Origin of the sequence: Fluviispira vulneris, from assembly GCF_014281055.1 — a bacterium.
Lineage (GTDB): Bacteria > Bdellovibrionota_B > Oligoflexia > Silvanigrellales > Silvanigrellaceae > Silvanigrella > Silvanigrella vulneris.
The window spans coordinates 74,794-93,025 of the sequence record NZ_JACRSE010000001.1; the positions used below are offsets into that span (position 1 = coordinate 74,794).

General features: G+C 33.6%; 14 protein-coding genes. 10 read left to right on the forward strand and 4 right to left on the reverse strand.

Going from position 1 to position 18,232, the window contains the following annotated elements:
* Nucleotides 1-9 precede the first annotated feature (9 nt).
* Together H7355_RS00290 and H7355_RS00295 are read left to right on the forward strand one after the other, a co-directional pair.
* Nucleotides 10-1,596 carry a DHA2 family efflux MFS transporter permease subunit gene (locus H7355_RS00290; RefSeq protein WP_186643731.1) on the forward strand — a complete coding sequence of 529 codons (1,587 nt, stop codon included), beginning with the start codon at nt 10-12 and terminating at the stop codon, nt 1,594-1,596.
* 147 nt (nt 1,597-1,743) lie between these two features.
* Nucleotides 1,744-2,331: a superoxide dismutase gene (locus H7355_RS00295; protein ID WP_186643736.1), complete on the forward strand. Its 588-nt coding sequence runs from the start codon at nt 1,744-1,746 to the stop codon at nt 2,329-2,331.
* 19 nt (nt 2,332-2,350) lie between these two features.
* Here H7355_RS00295 and H7355_RS00300 read toward each other — a convergent pair whose 3' ends face one another.
* Nucleotides 2,351-3,058 (reverse strand): ABC transporter permease, encoded by a 708-nt coding sequence (locus H7355_RS00300; protein WP_186643738.1) that lies wholly within the window; start codon nt 3,056-3,058, stop codon nt 2,351-2,353.
* A 3-nt stretch (nt 3,059-3,061) separates the two neighbouring features.
* Nucleotides 3,062-3,952, reverse strand: a complete 891-nt coding sequence (locus tag H7355_RS00305) for an ABC transporter ATP-binding protein (protein WP_186643740.1) — start codon at nt 3,950-3,952, stop codon at nt 3,062-3,064.
* A 316-nt stretch (nt 3,953-4,268) separates the two neighbouring features.
* Between H7355_RS00305 and H7355_RS00310 the strand changes: the two genes are divergently transcribed.
* The 5 genes from H7355_RS00310 to H7355_RS00330 all read left to right on the forward strand — a co-directional run bounded on the left by H7355_RS00310 (nt 4,269) and on the right by H7355_RS00330 (nt 11,791).
* Nucleotides 4,269-5,861, forward strand: coding sequence for an FMN-binding glutamate synthase family protein (locus H7355_RS00310; protein WP_186643742.1), 1,593 nt, complete (start codon nt 4,269-4,271; stop codon nt 5,859-5,861).
* A 165-nt stretch (nt 5,862-6,026) separates the two neighbouring features.
* Nucleotides 6,027-6,908: an MBL fold metallo-hydrolase gene (locus tag H7355_RS00315; RefSeq protein WP_186643744.1), complete on the forward strand. Its 882-nt coding sequence runs from the start codon at nt 6,027-6,029 to the stop codon at nt 6,906-6,908.
* Nucleotides 6,909-7,080: 172 nt separating this feature from the next.
* Nucleotides 7,081-8,682 (forward strand): APC family permease, encoded by a 1,602-nt coding sequence (locus H7355_RS00320; RefSeq protein WP_186643746.1) that lies wholly within the window; start codon nt 7,081-7,083, stop codon nt 8,680-8,682.
* Between the two features lie 141 nt (nt 8,683-8,823).
* A complete protein-coding gene (locus H7355_RS00325) occupies nt 8,824-10,680 on the forward strand; it encodes a hypothetical protein (RefSeq protein WP_186643748.1) in 1,857 nt (618 codons plus the stop codon).
* 19 nt (nt 10,681-10,699) lie between these two features.
* Nucleotides 10,700-11,791, forward strand: a complete 1,092-nt coding sequence (locus H7355_RS00330) for an aminopeptidase (RefSeq protein WP_186643750.1) — start codon at nt 10,700-10,702, stop codon at nt 11,789-11,791.
* Here the strand turns inward: H7355_RS00330 and H7355_RS00335 are convergent.
* Nucleotides 11,679-12,968, reverse strand: a complete 1,290-nt coding sequence (locus tag H7355_RS00335; protein WP_186643752.1) for an MFS transporter — start codon at nt 12,966-12,968, stop codon at nt 11,679-11,681. The genes H7355_RS00330 and H7355_RS00335 overlap by 113 nt on opposite strands.
* 510 nt (nt 12,969-13,478) lie before the next feature.
* Here H7355_RS00335 and H7355_RS00340 point away from each other — a divergent pair.
* The 3 genes from H7355_RS00340 to H7355_RS00350 are packed head-to-tail and all read left to right on the forward strand — an operon-like array spanning nt 13,479 to nt 16,260.
* A complete protein-coding gene (locus tag H7355_RS00340) occupies nt 13,479-14,576 on the forward strand; it encodes a Glu/Leu/Phe/Val family dehydrogenase (RefSeq protein ID WP_222435620.1) in 1,098 nt (365 codons plus the stop codon).
* Nucleotides 14,577-14,580: 4 nt separating this feature from the next.
* Nucleotides 14,581-15,075, forward strand: a complete 495-nt coding sequence (locus H7355_RS00345) for an EVE domain-containing protein (RefSeq protein ID WP_186643755.1) — start codon at nt 14,581-14,583, stop codon at nt 15,073-15,075.
* A 9-nt stretch (nt 15,076-15,084) separates the two neighbouring features.
* On the forward strand, nt 15,085-16,260 hold the full coding sequence (locus tag H7355_RS00350; protein WP_186643758.1) for a thiolase family protein: 1,176 nt from the start codon (nt 15,085-15,087) through the stop codon (nt 16,258-16,260).
* Between the two features lie 202 nt (nt 16,261-16,462).
* On the opposite strand, the gene H7355_RS00355 is transcribed toward H7355_RS00350, so the two are convergent.
* On the reverse strand, nt 16,463-17,971 hold the full coding sequence (locus H7355_RS00355) for an SGNH/GDSL hydrolase family protein (protein WP_186643760.1): 1,509 nt from the start codon (nt 17,969-17,971) through the stop codon (nt 16,463-16,465).
* Nucleotides 17,972-18,232 lie beyond the last annotated feature (261 nt).

Below are 18,232 nucleotides of genomic sequence, written 5' to 3' on the forward strand. Positions count from 1 at the left end.
GGAAAAAATATGGCTTCATTTAATACAGAAACAAAATCTGTCGTACAGGGGTCAAAGCTTTTAATAACGATAGCAGCTATGATTGCATCTTTAATGGCAGTGCTAGACATAAGCATAGTAAATGTTGCATTAAATGATATACGTGCAAGTTTTGGCGTACAAATGGATCAAGTCGCTTGGATTTCTACGGGATATATGATGGCAAATGTTGTCGTTATTCCAATGACAGGATATTTTCAAAATCGGTTTGGCTTAAAAAACTATTTTTTATTTTCTATCGCATTGTTTATTATCGCTAGCGTACTTTGTGCTATGTCGTGGAATCTTTTATCGCTTGTTATTTTTCGCATATTGCAGGGTGTAGGTGGTGGGGCCATTATTCCAACAGCAAGTACAATTTTGATTTCTCGTTATCCTCGAGAAGAGCAAGGAATGGCACAGGCTTTTATAGGGCTTGGTGCAATCACCGGACCTCTCTTAGGACCAACAGTTGGTGGATATTTAATAGATTATTCAAGCTGGCATTTGATCTTTTTAATAAATTTACCCATAGGTATCCTGGCACTTATGCTTGCTGCAGCAAGTATAAAAATAGAGAATTTTATTCCAACTAAAGAAAAGATTGATAAATATGGATTCCTTTTACTTTTGATTGGACTTGCCAGTTTGCAATTTATTTTAGAAGAAGGGAACAGAGATGATTGGTTTGAAAGTAGAATTATTATTTTCTTTTCAATTGTAAGTTTGACATGTCTTGTTACTTTGGTTGTTCAGCAACTCGAAGCAAAAAAACCAATGATAAACTTCCGTGTATTCTTAGAGTGGAATTATTTAATTTCAACTTTGATTAATTTTATGCTAGGTACAATTCTTTTTGGAGTCTCCTTTTTGTTTTCATTATATTGCGCAAATGTAATGCAATATACACCTTTAAATATTGGCTTGCTCTTTTTAAAGGGAACTTTTATCCAAATACTTATCATGCCTATTATAGGTAAAATAGTAAGATTTATTGACAATCGCTATTTAATTGCTGCCGGAGTCGTTATAGTTACAATAAGTTTATGGTTGAATGGAAACCTCAATCAATCGAGTAGTGAGTTTGCTTTAATTTCAATTTTATTTATTAGAGCCATTGGCTTGAGTTGTCTATTTATTCCATTATCTCTGATTGCAATTATGCGGATCAAAACCCAAGATTTAGGCAATGCTGTCGGACTGTTTAATCTCACCCGTGAGCTCGGGGGATCCATTGGCATTGCGTGGATGAGCACTTTGCTCGTCAATCATATCAAAGAATTTGATTTTGTATTAAAAGCAAAAGTAAATATTGGCAACGAAATTGCGGAAAACCAACTGCTTATTATGGAAAAAATGTTGGTTGGAAAAGTCTTAGATGCGAAACAAGCTGCTTTTCAATTGCTGCAAAATCGAGTCAGTTTGCAATCAACCATTGAAGCATTCAATGCTGGCTTTTTATTATTGGCTTTTGTTTTCTCCACATCGCTCATCATGATATTTCTTATTAAAAATCAAAGAAAAGTTATTATTTCAGAAAAAAAAGAAGTCGAACCTCTTAGAAATCAAGCTGTTTAGAATTGCTGATAAATAGAGCAAATAATTGAATGTGAGTCATTTTTATAATATTATAAACAAATAGTTTTTTGCTTATATGTTTGCGATTCAACTTTATAGATGATTAAATAGAGCGAGTGTTTTTTATTTGTTTAAGGAGATAAGCGCATGGCAAAAGAAATCCGTAGTTTTAAGCACCTCTTGGGTAAACTCGATGGGATCAGCGATCCTCAATTGGAAGCTCATTTTGGTCTCTATGAAGGTTATGTTAAGAAGTTGAATGAAATCGAAGAAAAACTTGAAAAAGTTGATAAAGGATTAACCAATTATAGCTTTGGTGAATATTCTGAACTTAAGCGCCGTCACTGTGTTCCTTATAACGGAACGTATTTACATGAAATGTATTTTGACAACATGTTGGCAAGTGAATCCCCTTCTGCTGAATTTGAAAAATTAGCTAAAGCAAGTTTTGGCAGCATGGATGCATGGAAAGCAGATGTCAAAGCAACTGGATTAGCCGTTCCTGGGTGGGTTGTGACTTGTGTTGAAACAACCACTGGAAAACTAAGAAATGTGCAAATTATGGAACATCATATTGGTTTTCCATTAAATCACACTCCCTTACTTGTTATGGACACTTGGGAGCATGCTTTCTTTTTAGATTATAAAGCCAATCGTGGTGCTTATATCGATACGTTCTTTAAAAATATAAATTGGTCCGTTGTGAATGCCCGCGTTAAACAAGTAACGCACTAAAACTCCCTTTAGGGAGTTTTTATACTTTTCTTGATCTTTTATAAATCAGTTGAAAGAAAAGCAAAAACAAAAATGAATATATTGATAAGCAAACCAGTGGTTCAAGTATATTGACTGTGCGATCAACATAAGAATAAGACAAAACTGTCCACTGATATGTTGGGATAAAATTTCTCACTGTCGCAAAAATACCTGTTGCAGGTAAACTAAACGAACCAAAGAAAAGCAATAAATTTAATAAAGTAAAAATACTACGTGAAGATTCTGGATTGGCAGCGTATCCAATAGCCATACCTAAAAGTGCCATTGGAAGAGCGCCTAAAATTGCAATTGTTGCAAAGAACAAAATTTGATCCGCAGATACGTTGATTTTTAAAATAAATAACGCAACCAAAGAAACTGATATTATATTTATAAACGAAAGTGCGAGCGTGTGGAGAAGTCGGCCAACAAGCATAGGTTTTATGCCAACAGGAAGTGAGCGCAAATACTTTGCCCATTCTGAATTTTTTTCTTGAGTGACACCCATCCCAAGTAACATGAGAGCAACTGTTTGGACGGAATAATTGAAAAAAACGATGAGAGCACTCAGCGAGTTTTTTTCATCCCACTGATTGGCAAATAATAGCAGCATGAGTGGAGGAAATATAAGTGTAAAAAAAAGTGCAGGTACATTACGAACTGTGCTTAAAAAATAAATTTTAAAATAGTTTAAAGCAAGAATCAAAATTTATTCCCCTTTAGATAAATTTAAAAAAGCAGATTCTAAATTTTCTTTCTTTATTTGTAAGTTTGAAAATGGAATATTATTTTTTACAAGTTCACAAATAAGTTGATCTGAGTTTTTTGTGGTTAAAATATAATTTGTTTTGTTTTTAGTAATAGAATCAATCGAACTAAAATTGTTGAATTCACATTGAGTTCCGCATTCAAATGAGACTTTTGCAAGCTTAGAATTCGCAATTTTTTGAATACCTTCAACGCTTTCATCAGCAATAATTTCACACTTTTGTAGAAAAAGAATACGAGTCGCTATCTGTTCGATTTCTTCCAAATAGTGGGTGGTTAAAAAAATGGTTTTGCCTTTATTTTTATATTCCTTGATAACTTCCCAAAGCAATTTTCTGGCTTCAACGTCAAGCCCAGTTGTGGGTTCATCTAAAAAGACAATTTTTGGGTTGCCGATAAATGCCAGAGCCAATGCCAGTCTTCTTTTCTGTCCGCCTGATAATTTAGTAGCTTTATGCTCTAAAAATGTAATTAAACCAAATTTTTCGATCATTTCTTCAATAGGAAAGGGATTAGGATAATGTGAATGGATGAATTTTAGAATTTCGATGGTCTTAATTCCTTCTGGAAATTCTATATTTTGGGGTGTGGCACCAATATGGATACGTGCCGCAGGATTGATAGGATTCTTGCCAAAAAGTTTTATTTCTCCTGCTGAAGGTGTTTCTTGCCCAAGCATTAATTTGATTGTTGTTGTTTTTCCTGCACCGTTCACACCGAGAAGTCCGATCACTTCATTGTGAAAAATATTTAAATTAATGTTTTTAATTATGCATTTTTTGCCATAATTTTTGGATATATTTTTAAACTCTAAGATACAACCTTGCGTCATATTGCTCTCCTCTGACCAAGCAACATGTATTGCTTTTTTTGAGCAGTTGCAAGTTAGATTTTTTTGCCTTATCTTGTATAAAGATTTGTATTTTTTTTAGCCTTATAAATAAATATGAGTTGATGATTGTTTGTTGTTAAATGCAATTATTAATTAAATCTCTAAGAATCATATATTTATTAATATTAAAATATTTTTATAAAATATTAAATTGGTTATAATTTTGTCGCCGGTATTCATGGAGATTCTAATTAAGCTACAATTGGATAAAGATCATTCTGGGTAAGAACCTTATTAATTATGCGGCGAGGAATGGATGCGAACTCAATTTGTTTTGGTATCTATAATATTGATTTTATTAAATATTATATCAATATTTGTATTTCCTTGGTTTTTGTATTCACTGATTCTCATTATTCCGCTCATCGTGATGGGAATTATCGATATGATTCAACCATCGCAGACATTGAGAAGAAATTTTCCAGTTTTGGCGCGTGCTCGTTATATGCTAGAAGAAATACGACCAGAAATGCAGCAGTATTTTATAGAATCGGACACCGAAGGGATGCCTTTCAATCGGGAACAACGCTCTGTTGTCTATCAACGTGCAAAAGGAGCCCGTGACACTGTGCCATTTGGCACGAAAAAAAATGTATATCAGGTAGGGTATGAATGGGTAAATCATTCTTTAAGTCCGACTAAAGTTGAGTTTGATAAACTCAGAGTTCTCATCGGTGGTAAGGATTGTTTACAACCTTATAATGCAAGTTTGTTAAATATTTCTGCAATGAGCTATGGGTCTCTTAGTCGCAATGCCATATTGGCATTAAATGCGGGGGCAAAAGCGGGAAAGTTTGCTCACAATACGGGCGAAGGGGGCTTAACGCCACATCATTTAGAAAATGGTGGGGATATTATCTGGCAAATTGGCACAGGGTATTTTGGCTGTCGAAATTTGGATGGGACATTTAACGATCTCGAGTTTATAAAAAAAGCTGCGCACACTCCACAAGTCAAAATGATAGAAATCAAATTGTCCCAAGGTGCTAAACCAGGACATGGCGGTATTCTTCCAGCACAAAAAGTAACAAAAGAAGTTGCTGAAATTCGCGGTGTACCAATGGGTAAAGATGTTTTATCACCCCCTGCGCATACGGCATTTAAAACTCCATCAGAGCTTTGTTACTTTATTGCAAATTTAAGAAGAATGTCTGGTGGAAAACCAGTGGGCATTAAACTTTGTCTTGGAAATAAATGGGAATTTATTGCAATCTGTAAGGCTATGCTTCTGACTGGCATGATGCCTGATTATATTTCAATCGACGGAGCGGAAGGAGGAACAGGTGCTGCCCCACTCGAATTTACAAATACAGTTGGCACTCCTGGTATAGATGCCTTGATGTTCGTGCATAACTCGCTTGTCGGATTTGGGATAAGAAATAAAATAAAAGTATTATCCTCTGGTAAAGTAACAACTGCTTTTGAAATGATTAAATTGATTTCGCTTGGTGCAGATGCTGTTTATTCTGCAAGAGGAATGATGCTTGCTCTTGGTTGTATACAAGCCCTTAAGTGCAACTCAAATCATTGTCCAACGGGTGTGGCTACTCAGAATAAATCTCTTATGGTTGGCCTAGATGTGACAGATAAGAAAAAAAGAGTTGCAAATTTTCATCACGAAACTATGAAAAGCTTGTTAGAAATTATTGAAGCAATGGGTCTTGATGGTCCACAAGACTTAAGACCTTGGCATGTCATGCGGAGAGTCAGTGAAACAGATTCAAAAAATTATGCAGAAATCTTTGAATATATATTAGAGGGGTCGTTGCTTGGCAATGATTTACCTGCTTCTTTTGAATCTGCTGTTAAATTAGCCTCACCTGATAGTTTTAGGCCAATATTTGTTTGATATTAAAATATAATTTAAATTTAAAAAAAAATATTATAATATTTTTCAATTTTGAAGAAATATATACATATAATAAAAAAATAATTGGGAAGCAATTGAATTTATATTAAATGAGGTTTATGCTTCATTGGGTTGATTTAAAACAATTTGAAAGGAGTGTTACTTATGGTTTTCCGAAAGCAATTGTTTGGGATTCTTACATTCGTATGTTCATTTTTTTCTCTTATTGCTTCTGCAGCAGGATTAAAAGTTGAAATATATAATCCAGGTACAAAAAGTATTTTTCCTATTTCATCAGAAATTATTATAGGTAATAAGGAAGTTGTATTAATTGACGCTCAATTTCAAAAAAATGATGCTGAAGCATTGGTTAAAAAGATAAAAGCCACAGGGAAAAAACTTACAACTGTATTTATAACTCATAAAGATCCAGATTTTTATTTTGGTCTTGATACAATAAAAAAGGCATTTCCAGATGTAAAGATTTTAGCAACAAAATATACTGTTGATGATATTAAGGCATCGATGGATGGTAAATTGAAATATTGGTCTCCAATTTTAAAAGGAAATGCGCCAACTAAAGTCATCCTTCCAGAAGTTTTAGATGGAAATTCCTTTACGCTTGAAGGAGAAAAAATTGAAGTTATTGGATTGGATAGTTCTGCACCTGGGGACACATTTTTATGGATACCATCTATAAAAACCGTAATGGGTGGAGTGATTGTATATGGTAAAATGCATTTATGGGTTGCAGATAATCAATCCGAAGAGTCACGTAAGCATTGGTTTGAAGCAATGGATGCTATGGAAAATTTAAAACCTACCAAAGTGATACCTGGCCATTTCCTCCCATCGACACCTTTGACAGTTGAATCGATTAAATTTACTCGTGAATATTTAAAAAAGTTTGAAGAAGAAGCGAAAAAAGCAAAAAATTCGAAAGAACTCATTAATAGTATGAAGAAACTTTATCCAAAAATCGGTGGAAATACGGAACTTGAAATGAGTGCAAAAGTGATTAAAGGCGAAATGAAATGGCCTATGTGAAATTCTCACCTACGTAGGCTTTTATTTTTGTTTTAATGAAAAGTATTTTAGAAATACAATCGCAAAAACTTGAGTTATTTTTAAACAATATAAAAAAATATAAAAATACATTCTCATTTAACTCCATATACGCTATTGTCAAATTCCATTTTATTAAAGGAGAAGTTCGTTAATGGAATTAAAGCGTGGAATTTCTACATGGGGCATCCTATTTGCTTCTGTCAGTGCAACAATTGGCTCCGGTTGGTTGTTTGGTTCTCTTTACACTGCCAAAATGGCTGGACCTGCGGCTATTATTGCCTGGTTTATTGGTGCCGTCGCAATCATCATAGTAGCAATGTGTTTTGCAGAATTATCAACGATGTTTCCTGTATCGGGAGGGCTCAGTGCCTTCCCTCTTTTTACCCATGGTACCACAATTTCTTTTATTTTGGGTTGGGTTTCTTGGCTTGCGTTTATTGTTATTGTTCCAATAGAAGTGCTTGCTGTAATTCAATATGCTGCCACCTTTATTCCATCTCTTATGCAAAAAGTTGGTGATTCCGATCAGCTCACTCCTTCGGGTTATATTGTAGCTTTTTTTCTAACGGGAATTTTATTATTAATTAATATAACAAGTGCACGCATAATGTCAAAAACGAGTTTTTATATTACGATTTGGAAATTGTTAGTTCCATGTCTATTAATTATACTTTTCCTATATAAATCACACCATTTTGAAAATTTAACTTCTCATGGTTTCGCTCCAAATGGCATGCAAGGATTATTTGCCTCTTTATCTGTGGGCGGAATTATTCTTGCTTATAATGGTTTTCAACCTGGAGTTGCCCTTGCAGGTGAAACAAAAAATCCACAACGCAGCATACCTATCGCAATTGTCGGCTCAATGGTTATCTGTATGTTTATTTATTGTTTTCTCCAATTCGCTTTTATTTTAGCAGTTCCGCCAGAAAATCTGGAAAACGGATGGAGTGCCTTGACTTTTGCTGGTCAAGAAGGTCCTTTTGCTGGGCTGGCAATTATCATAGGCTTAGCTTGGTTTGGTGTCATACTCTATTCTGACGCTCTTATTTCGCCATTTGGCAGTGGTGTTATTTTTATGGCTGCTTCTGCTCGTGCTTCTTACAGTATGAGTAAAAGTAAGTTGATGCCCCATTTTTTTCAATTATTGTCAAAAAATGCTGTTCCGATTCCAGGATTGTTTGTTACTTTTATTCTTTCCCTTGTTATATTTGTTTGTTTTGATAATTGGCAAGAAATGGCCTCATTTTATGCAGCGGCAATTTGCCTTTGCAATGCAGTCATACCTGTTACTTTATTTGTTATGCGCAATGATTTTCCAAATTTACCAAGACCCTTTAAGATATTTTCTTATAAGATTTTCTCAATGATTGCTTTTTATATAAGTAATATGCTGTTTTATTGGTGTGGTTGGCACATTATATGGAAGCTCGATATAGTTATTATCATAGGGATCGCTATGTTGGCTGCCATGAATAATTTTAATAAAAGCCAACTGTCGATAGATCTAAAAGCTTCTATCTGGCTTGCCTTTTATTTAGTTTCTTTTAACATTGTTTCCTGCCTTGGTTCTTACGGCAACGGTGCTCTTAATATTATTACAAACGGTAATGATTTTGTTTGTATTGCAATTATCAGTTCAATTTCTGTAATCCTTGCTAGTAAGTTTAAACTCGCAAAAAGAAAAGCTGAAAAACTTATTCATGAAACGCTTGAATCAATTGAAAATGAAAAAACGAAATTTAGCACTTAAATCATCTTTAAGTGCTTTTATATAAACACGGAATTATTTTCAGTCTTCGCCAAATTCATTGCAAATTCTCTATATGACAAACTTTAAAATCAACTTAGAACATTCTTTAATTTCATAAACTGGAAGTTTTAAAGGTGGAAAATGTTGAGGATAGCTCTTGCCACATTTCTGAGTTTACTCTTGTGTGCTTGTACTCTTGAACGAAAAGGTTTGATAACGATTACCGTGGTGAACAGCGATCAAAAAAAATTACCTCATACTGGACTGACCTTGTATGAAATTTCGGCAGATCCTAAAAAAGAGCGAAAATTGATTCAAACGGCTACCGACTCCTCTGGAAAGGTGACTTGGGAGTTAAATTATTCCAAGATAAAAGAAGTCAAAATTGTTGCAAAAAATGAAAACTTAGAGACACTTTATTTACCAGAATTGAAATATTTAAAATCTCCTTCATGGTGGCAAGAACAAGATATTGAGATATTAATTACCCTTAAAAAAATTGCATTTAAAGAAAATTTAACACTTTTAACAAAAGCAAGGAACGAAAAAACTCTTCAGCCGAAGGAAACATTGCTTGATTTTCCTGATGATCCAATTAGTCAAAGTATTGCTATTTCGCAAATTGAAAATAATTTATCCCCTGAGATTATAAAACCTATTCCTTTTAATTCAATTTTAAACACCAATATTTATAAACAAATGATCTTTGAACCAAAAGATACAGAAATTAAAACGAACGAAAAAGTAACCATAACCGAAAATAAAAATGTCTTATTTGATGATTCAATGAGTGTTGAAGTGTATGCAGATGGAAAACCATTAGAAAATGTACAAATTTATTTAGGAAGAAATGCCACACAGAATGTTTCTTTTGTTGGTTCGACAGATATGAAGGGAAATATTGTGATCCCAATGCCAAAAAATAGAAGAGGAGATATGCTTTATTTAAAGCGAAATTCATACTTAACTGTGGCAAAACCAATATCTTCTGGTAGTGGGCGACAGAAATTAAGAGTCGATATGCTTCCAGGAAAGAGCACTGAGTTTTTATTAAATAATTATGCCTATGGTTTTGGGCGTGGCATGGAAAAGACAGAATTGCATTTCAATTCATTGAAAGTGGATCAATCCACCATGTTAGGTTTTGTTACTATGGCAAAGCCTTTTGAAGATAAATCGAATATTTCAATCGTGCAAAAAAATGCGATTCCAGAAAAACTTGAGGCTTCCTTTTTAAAAAAGAATTTGGATTTTTATAGTCTCGTCAATCAAATTCCTGTCATCTTTGTATCTTCTTTAACACCATACAAGCCATCCGTTGGATTGATAGAACCGCCTTTGCTTGGCTCATTACAAACAAACATGTTATGGAGAAGAGTCAGACGGGAATTTTTTTCTCGATTTATGAATGAATTTTATATGCGCGGAATTATTGCTGATGACGTGCAAAAAATGGCAAACTCTTTGGATTTATCGCCTCTTGAAATGGCAAAAGCAGGCTGGAAGCAAGCCCCCTTTGCATCTGATCTCGATATGATTATGTCAATACAATTTAAAGATGAGAACAATAAGTTCACAGATATTGAAGGCAAAGTGTATGATAAATCGGGCAGACTCATATCAGAGCGTATTGTGCCTATAAATGAAAGTGATGGAGAAAAATCTGCGGCAAAATTATTTTCTTTTTTAAGTGCTGATCTCCCTATTGAAGGGGCAATCATAAAAAAAGCAAAAACAGAAGTAACAATTAATTTAGGAAAAAATTATAATATTTCTGTTGGTGATCAATTCGTGGCATATATAGGAAAATCTACTTTTTCCCAACCAGATAAGCCCGTTGCACTTATAAGAGTGAAAAGTGTAAATGAGAAAGATAGTCTTGCTGAAATCATAACAGGGCTTGATAAAATCGATAAAATAGATGTAATCCGTATAACGCGTTATCCTGAAAAATGGATTCAAACAGAGTTGTCTAAACAAATAGCAAATACACAATAATTATTATAAGGGATTTAAATTGAAATTTGGATTTATAATAGCAACATCTTTTTTATTCAGTGGTTGTTATTCAATTAGTCAAGGGTATGGTCAAGTTAAACTCCTCATGAAACAAGAGCCTATTAAAGATGTGATAAAAGAAAATAAAGAAACAGAAGCACGACTCAAAAAACTTAAAATTGTTCAACCAATTTTAGATTTTGTGCAAACAGAAATTGGTCTGACACCTGGCCGCAGTTATCAAAAATACATTGCATTGGATAAACCCTACGTTTCTTGGATCGTACAAGCTGCACAAAAGCGTTCTCTCGAATTAAAAACATGGTGGTTTCCTTTTGTTGGATCTCAACCTTATTTAGGATATTTTGAGAAAGAAAATGCATTGGCAATGCAAAAATCTTTAATAGATGAAGGTTATGACACTGTTTCGGGAGGTGTCTCTGCATTTTCACTTTTAGGGTACTATCCAGATCCTTTGTATTCATCTATAATAGATAACGCAACAATGCCGCAATTTATAGAAACAATTATTCATGAGTCATTGCATAGGACTATTTATATCCCTAATTATTATGCTTTTAATGAAAATTTAGCTGACTTCATTGCCAAAAAAGCTACGGTAATTTTTTTAAAGAAGAATCAGAATATTGGTGAAAATCCTGTCGTATATGAACAAGAATATATAAAGAATCAAAAAGTGCAAAAAAAATTTCAAACATTTTTAAACAAAACAAAGAAAGATTTAGATATATTTTATCAAGAAATAGCTAAAAATCCAGAATTTGCAGATGAAGAAAAGTTTTTACTTAAACGAGAAATTGAATTTAAAAGAATAGCAGATGAATACAAAAAATATATGAATGGTTTGGAAATAGGCACTTCTTATGAGTTTTCCTTTCAAGCAGGAAAAATAAACAATGCTCTTATTTTGGCTTATTCTGTTTATGAAGCAAAACAAGAGCCGTTTGAAATTGCCTTAAAAAATGCTGATGGCAATCTTAAGCAATTGGTGAAAAATCTTGAACTTTGCTTTTCGTCTTCTCCACAGGATGAACAAGATCTTTGGCAGAAGGTTGAACAATGTAAGACAGCTTCTTCTTTAAAAGAATAGTATAAACAAAAGGTACAACGGCAGCGAGAAGGACGACACCGACAATAGCAAATCCTGCCGTTTCAGACCACATTTCGCTTAAAGCACCTCCACACGTTGGACCGAGAATCATTCCTAAAGAATAAACAAGATTAAATATTCCATATGCAATATGGTATAAACCTTTCATTTCAGATTTATCTATTTCATCCGCAAAGGCAGATAGAACTGGGCTCATGAAAAATGCAGAAGAAACACCGAGTAAGCTCATTAATATAAAAAAGGATGGTAGACTTTGTGTGGTCGCCATCGACAAGAAAAGCACGCCACAAGAAAACATACCAATAACTATCATTTTAAGTTTTCCATATTTATCAGCTAGTTTACCTACAATAGGAGATAATAGTCCAAGGGTTAAGACCTGAACTCCAAATAAAATCCCAATTGTCATACTTGAAGCATTAAATTGACGCGAAACATATAGAGCAAGAGTGGGTTCAAGCATAGAAATCATGAATGACTCTAATAAAACGACAGCACATAAAGCAAAAAGAATATTGTTTTTAGAAATCAGCTTAACAAAATCAAAATTATTATATTTTTTAAGATCGGCAATAACTTCATTATTATCTTTTAAGAGATAGAACAGTGATAAACTGATTAATGTAAATAAAGAAACACCAAAGAACGGTAAATACAATCCACCGAATTCATATAAAAAGCCTGCAAAAGGTGCCCCTAAAAGGTGGCCTACTGAAACTCCAACCATAACTGTACCGAGAGCTGTGGATCTCTTTTGAGGATGCACATTTAATGCAACCAAACCTAAGCCTGCAGTCCAAGTAATAGCTGCTGATGCACCTTGTAAAAATCGTGCTAAAAAAAGCAGTCCGATAGAATTACCAAATGGGAAAAGCAATAAGCTGAAAAATAAGAGGAATCCGCCAAAAATAAGGGTGGACTTATTACCAATTTTTTGTGTCAGAAAATTAACAAATGGAACGCTTATTAAGAGACCTATTGCATAAATAGAAACAAATAAACTCGTTAATGTATTAGAGTGATTTAAATATTGGTTTGCATAGATTGGTAAAAGAGGAACAACTATTCCATAACTCATAGCATCCACAAACATGGCAAACGCAACAGCAATCACAACAAATATTTTATTATTAGTTTGGTTAGTGACTGCGAACATAGCAGTCCCCCTTTTTATTATTATTCTGATCTTTTATATATATTAATATTTTAAATTTATATTTTTAAAAGATCTTAGTTAAAATTAAATGTTTTTATTAATTTACCTGTCGCAATGAAATAGAGACAGGCTTGAGGTATTTAGGCCGGTCCAGGGCTAGCAGGTAAGAGGCTTGTGCCGTTAGAAATAAATTTCATAAAAACTCCACAAAATCGTGCTCTTATAACTCTATCACAATGATTGCACAATGACAAGTACAAAAAATAAACCTCTATTTTCATTCATTTAAACCGAAAAAGCAACTGTTAAAAGTCTTAATTTCAGCAACAGCTTAATTCTTTGAGTCCATCTTGTCTTTTCGTATTTTTTTGGATAATAGTGAGTTGTATTAATGACAATTAAGAATGCTAAAATAAGGTGTGGAAGCTTAAGTGCTTTCAGAGATTTTATTTCATTAATATCATATACTTAAATGTTGGTTGACTTCCATTTTTCCTAGAGGAGATAAAAATGAAGTTATTTTCGCATGTTGAACAAATGGGCCATGAACAAATTGTTTTTTGCTGCGATAAGGAATCGGGACTAAAAGCAATCATAGCCATACATGATACCACTTTAGGGCCTGCTTTGGGTGGGACACGTCTTTTACCGTATGAAAAAGAAGATGATGCTTTTAATGATGTCTTACGGTTAAGCAGAGGTATGACGTATAAAGCAGCCTGTGCGGGCTTAGCTTTGGGGGGTGGAAAAGCCGTCATCATTGCTGATCCGAGTCAAAAATCGGAAGCTATGTTTCGCACTTATGGAAGATTTGTAGAATCTCTCAATGGCCGTTATATTACGGCTGAAGATATGAACACAAATGTTGCAAATATGGATCACATCCGTTTGGAAACTCGTTACGTTACTGGCGTTTCTGCAGGTCTCGGGGGAAGTGGAGATCCGAGTATTATGACTGCAAAAGGAGTTCTTTATGGAATCGAAGCATCTGTAAAGTATCGTTTGGGTAAAAATGAATTACGCGGAATTAAGATCGCTGTTCAAGGGATTGGTGCTGTAGGAAAACATCTTTGCAAAATGTTGCATGACAGAGGAGCACAACTCTATGTCACAGACATTGACGATCAAAAATTGAAACAAGCACATTCGTTATACAACGCAACAATTGTTACAGAAGCAGAACTTTATGCTTTAGATGTGGATGTCTATGCTCCATGTGCGCGCGGTTCTGTTTTAAATTCTTCTACCATTCCTAGATTGAAAGCAAAAGTGGTTGCTGGTTGTGCAAATAATCAACTTGAAGATGAAGAAAAGCATGCAAAAATATTGAAAGAAAATAAAATTCTTTATGCACCAGATTATGTTATCAATGCCGGTGGATTGATAAATGTTGCAAATGAACTCACTGGGTATAATCTCGAAAAGGTTGAATCTGAAATTGCGCGTATTGCCAACACTCTTGATTCAATTTATATCGAGGCTGACAAATTGAGTTTGACAACACAAGAAGCTGCGAAGCGTTTTGCAGAAAAGCGCATTCAAAGTGTTGCAAATTTAAAAACAATGTCGAGTTTTAAACATTCTGCAATTGGTAATATTATAAAGTAACGGCATGGATTTAGAAAATAAAATTGATAGTAAATTTTGGCTTATGAAGTCAGAGCCTGATGTTTTTTCTTTTTTTGATTTAGAGAGTCGAGAAAATCAAATAGAACAATGGGATGGAGTGAGAAATTATCAGGCTCGAAATTTTATGATGAATGATATGAAAGTAGGTGATAAAATATTATTTTATCATTCTAATTCAGCACCACCTGGAATTGCGGGACTCTGTGAAGTTGTTGAAGAAGCTAAGCCTGATGACACTGCGCTTGATCCTAAATCAGAATATTTTGATCCAAAATCAACTAAAGAAAAACCGCGATGGTTTGCGGTGACTGTTGGTAAACCACAGAGGCTTAACAAATTTGTTTCCTTATCTGAGTTGCGTGAAGAAAAGGAATTAAAAGATATGCTGCTCTTGCGTAAAGGTCAGAGACTTTCTATCTTGCCCGTGTCTCAGCAAGAGTACAGTTGTATTTTAAAAATAGCTTCGAGCAGAAAATAGAGGAACAATATGAAAAATGTTTATATCGTATCTGCAAAAAGAACTCCTGTCGGTCGTTTTCAAGGGGTATTTAAAACAATTTCCGCTGCACGATTAGGGGCAAGCGCTATTCAAGCCGCACTTGAAGCAAGTGGAGTGAGTAATACCCATATCGATGAAATCATTATGGGCGAAGTTTTAACTGCAGGAGTAGGGCAAGCGCCTGCAAGACAAGCTGCAATTTATGCAGGTTTACCTGATTCTGTCCAAGCTTTAACGATCGGTAAAGTCTGTGGGAGCGGACTAAAGTCTGTTGTGTTGGGCGCACAATCTATTTTAGTTGGTGATTCTCATCTTGTTATTGCTGGTGGGCAAGAGAGTATGAGCAACGCTCCTTATTTATTACCCAATGCACGTGATGGATTACGTATGGGGAATAAAGAAATTATCGATTCGATGATTCAAGATGGTCTTTGGGATCCTTATAATAATTTGCATATGGGAAATTGTGCAGAAATTTGTGCTAAAGATTATAAAATAACACGCGAAGAACAAGACGCTTTTGCATTAGAAAGTTATAATCGAGCTCGTAAAGCTATGGATCTTGGTTTGTTTCAAAATGAAATAGCACCGGTTTCGGTTGTAACATCTAAAGTAACAACTGAGATAACAGAAGATGAAGAACCAAAAGCAGCAGATCTAGCTAAGATGAAAAGTCTTAGACCTGCCTTCGAAAAAGAAGGTACAATTACAGCAGCAAATGCTTCTAAAATAAATGATGGTGCTGCAGCTCTAATTTTAGCTTCTGAGGAAGCAGTTAAAAAGTATAATTTAAAACCAATAGCTAAAATTGTAAATTGGGCAGGACACGCTCAAGATCCAAAATGGTTTACAACAGCGCCGATTGCAGCTATTCAAAAAGTATTGTTAAAAGCAAAATTATCAACTCAAGATATAGATTTATTTGAAATCAATGAAGCATTTGCGTTGGTTGCTATGGCTGCGATGCGGAAATTAGAAATTCCCCATGAAAAAGTGAATCCCAATGGCGGTGCATGTGCTATTGGCCATCCAATCGGTGCTAGTGGTGCACGAATTTTAACGACTCTAACGCATTCTCTTATTCAGCAAAAAAAGAAATACGGTCTTGCTACCCTGTGTATTGGTGGGGGAGAAGGCATTGCAATGATAATTGAAAGAATTTGAAATCGAAATATTTAAAAGGAATCTTCTTTATGAAATCAGTTATAAAAATTTCTTATCCAAACAAAATTCTCTTTGGCAGTGTACGTGCAAAAATTTCAATTTATTTGTGTTCATTCATTGGGAAATTAAAAAATTAATTTTATTTTTGAATATATTCCTGACTGCAATTTTATAGCAAAAAATAAATATTAAAATTGAATACTTACGAACAAGATTCTCTTCGCAAAAGAGGTGGAGCCTGTTCGATCACAATTTCAAAATTTTTTGCAATGTATTTTGCTATTACGAATCCTAAAAGTCCATGGGTTAAAGCAGAAGGGTGCAAGTCATCAAAATACATGTAACGCTCATTCTTCTTAATCTCATCGAGCAGTGCAATTCCATCTTTTGTATTTGTTAAGTTAATATCATATCGAAAACCTTCATAATCATAATATTTAAAATCATTTTTTACCAAATCGCGAAGTACTTGGCGTATATCAAAGAGTTTAATATTCTCGGCTTTAGCTTTTTTTTCTAAATCATTATTGAATTTATCTACCAGCCAAGCAAGATGATTTTTAGTTTCTTGTGAAGCGAGTTGAAATTTTGGTGATATATAAATATCAGGCATATTGATTAAAAGGAAATTTTTAGCACCACGAGCTTTTAGTTTGTTGATGCAGGTAAATAATCCATTTTGCGCATGTTCGATCCCTTTTAAATTTTCCCAACCCAAAGTAACAAGGTCATTTGGACCAGCCCAAATGATATTTAAATTATTTGAAATATTTGCATATTCTTCAAGATATTGGTCTACCTGTTTTTCAAGGCAATATAATACAGTCCCTAATAATATAGTTTTGATTTGCAAACTTGAAATATTTTTAAAAAGTGAATAATTACCAGCTGTCGAACCACCAACAGCATAATTTAGCAAGAAGCGATCAACTTTATTTTTTTGTAGTTTGTTTGTTGAAATATCTTCATAAGTATGATATTTATCGAAGTTTTTATGCTCTGATATGTGAACTAAATAAGATGAAATCATATCGCACCAGACAAATCCATTCGTAAAACGGCCATATGGTGATTGATTTAATATTTTTATATTTTTATTGAGTTCATTTAACTTTACAAATATTCTACCCATGGTTGAGGAATACATAAGTCCTGTGTCGGATAAACTGTCACCAAAAATAACTATTCGAGATATTTTATTATGAGGGGAACAGCCTAATTTTATTTTCTTAGCAGTGTCTAGGAAAATATCTTCAATGTAGGTATTTTCAATAAGATCTTTATAAGTGCAATCATTTATATTTAAAAGAGATTTAAACCAATTTTTAAATTCATTCATATTCAGTGTGCATGGATTAATATAAGATCGATTGATTCCATTAAATGTTTTTTGTTTGGATTCATAAATTATATAAAAATTTGCAATAAATTTTTGAATGCTTCTAGGTAAAATTTTTCTAAAGATAAAATTTTGATTTTTATTTAATTCACCGATGTTTTCAAGGAAACGAGAACTGAATATTTTTTGTGGATCATTTTCCAAACACAAACAAATACGAATCGTTTTTTTGAGGTTGGTGGGATTAATTACTTTATTATAAATTTTTTCATGAGCTTCTTGGATGCATTCTTGTATAGCAGTGTCTTTTGACTTTCCAACTAAATTTCGACCACCCAAAACTTGTTTTATTGAACTTCTTAATTGTCGCATAGTTTTTCCATATCCAAGACAGAATATAATTAATTAAATAAGATTCAATTTTTTTTTCTGCTATAATAATAAATCTTAACAAATTATTTTTATTGAAAAAGCAATGTTTTATCAAACTCACAAAAATGTTAAGTTGTTGTTTCTTTATATATAATGAATTGAATTATCCAATTCAGAAAATTATTATATGTTAATTATTATTTTTTTCAAGTTTGCAAATAAAAATATTTTGCATTTAATCAGTAGGCGGATCTTATTCAT

Excerpts from the sequence above, each read along its gene's own strand:
- H7355_RS00290 (WP_186643731.1), top strand. The coding sequence starts at position 10 with ATGGCTTCATTTAATACAGAAACAAAATCTGTCGTACAGGGGTCAAAG.
- H7355_RS00295 (WP_186643736.1), top strand. The coding sequence starts at position 1,744 with ATGGCAAAAGAAATCCGTAGTTTTAAGCACCTCTTGGGTAAACTCGAT.
- H7355_RS00305 (WP_186643740.1), bottom strand. The coding sequence starts at position 3,952 with ATGACGCAAGGTTGTATCTTAGAGTTTAAAAATATATCCAAAAATTAT.
- H7355_RS00310 (WP_186643742.1), top strand. The coding sequence starts at position 4,269 with ATGCGAACTCAATTTGTTTTGGTATCTATAATATTGATTTTATTAAAT.
- H7355_RS00315 (WP_186643744.1), top strand. The coding sequence starts at position 6,027 with ATGGTTTTCCGAAAGCAATTGTTTGGGATTCTTACATTCGTATGTTCA.
- H7355_RS00320 (WP_186643746.1), top strand. The coding sequence starts at position 7,081 with ATGGAATTAAAGCGTGGAATTTCTACATGGGGCATCCTATTTGCTTCT.
- H7355_RS00325 (WP_186643748.1), top strand. The coding sequence starts at position 8,824 with ATGTTGAGGATAGCTCTTGCCACATTTCTGAGTTTACTCTTGTGTGCT.
- H7355_RS00335 (WP_186643752.1), bottom strand. The coding sequence starts at position 12,968 with ATGTTCGCAGTCACTAACCAAACTAATAATAAAATATTTGTTGTGATT.
- H7355_RS00340 (WP_222435620.1), top strand. The coding sequence starts at position 13,479 with ATGAAGTTATTTTCGCATGTTGAACAAATGGGCCATGAACAAATTGTT.
- H7355_RS00345 (WP_186643755.1), top strand. The coding sequence starts at position 14,581 with ATGGATTTAGAAAATAAAATTGATAGTAAATTTTGGCTTATGAAGTCA.
- H7355_RS00350 (WP_186643758.1), top strand. The coding sequence starts at position 15,085 with ATGAAAAATGTTTATATCGTATCTGCAAAAAGAACTCCTGTCGGTCGT.
- H7355_RS00355 (WP_186643760.1), bottom strand. The coding sequence starts at position 17,971 with ATGCGACAATTAAGAAGTTCAATAAAACAAGTTTTGGGTGGTCGAAAT.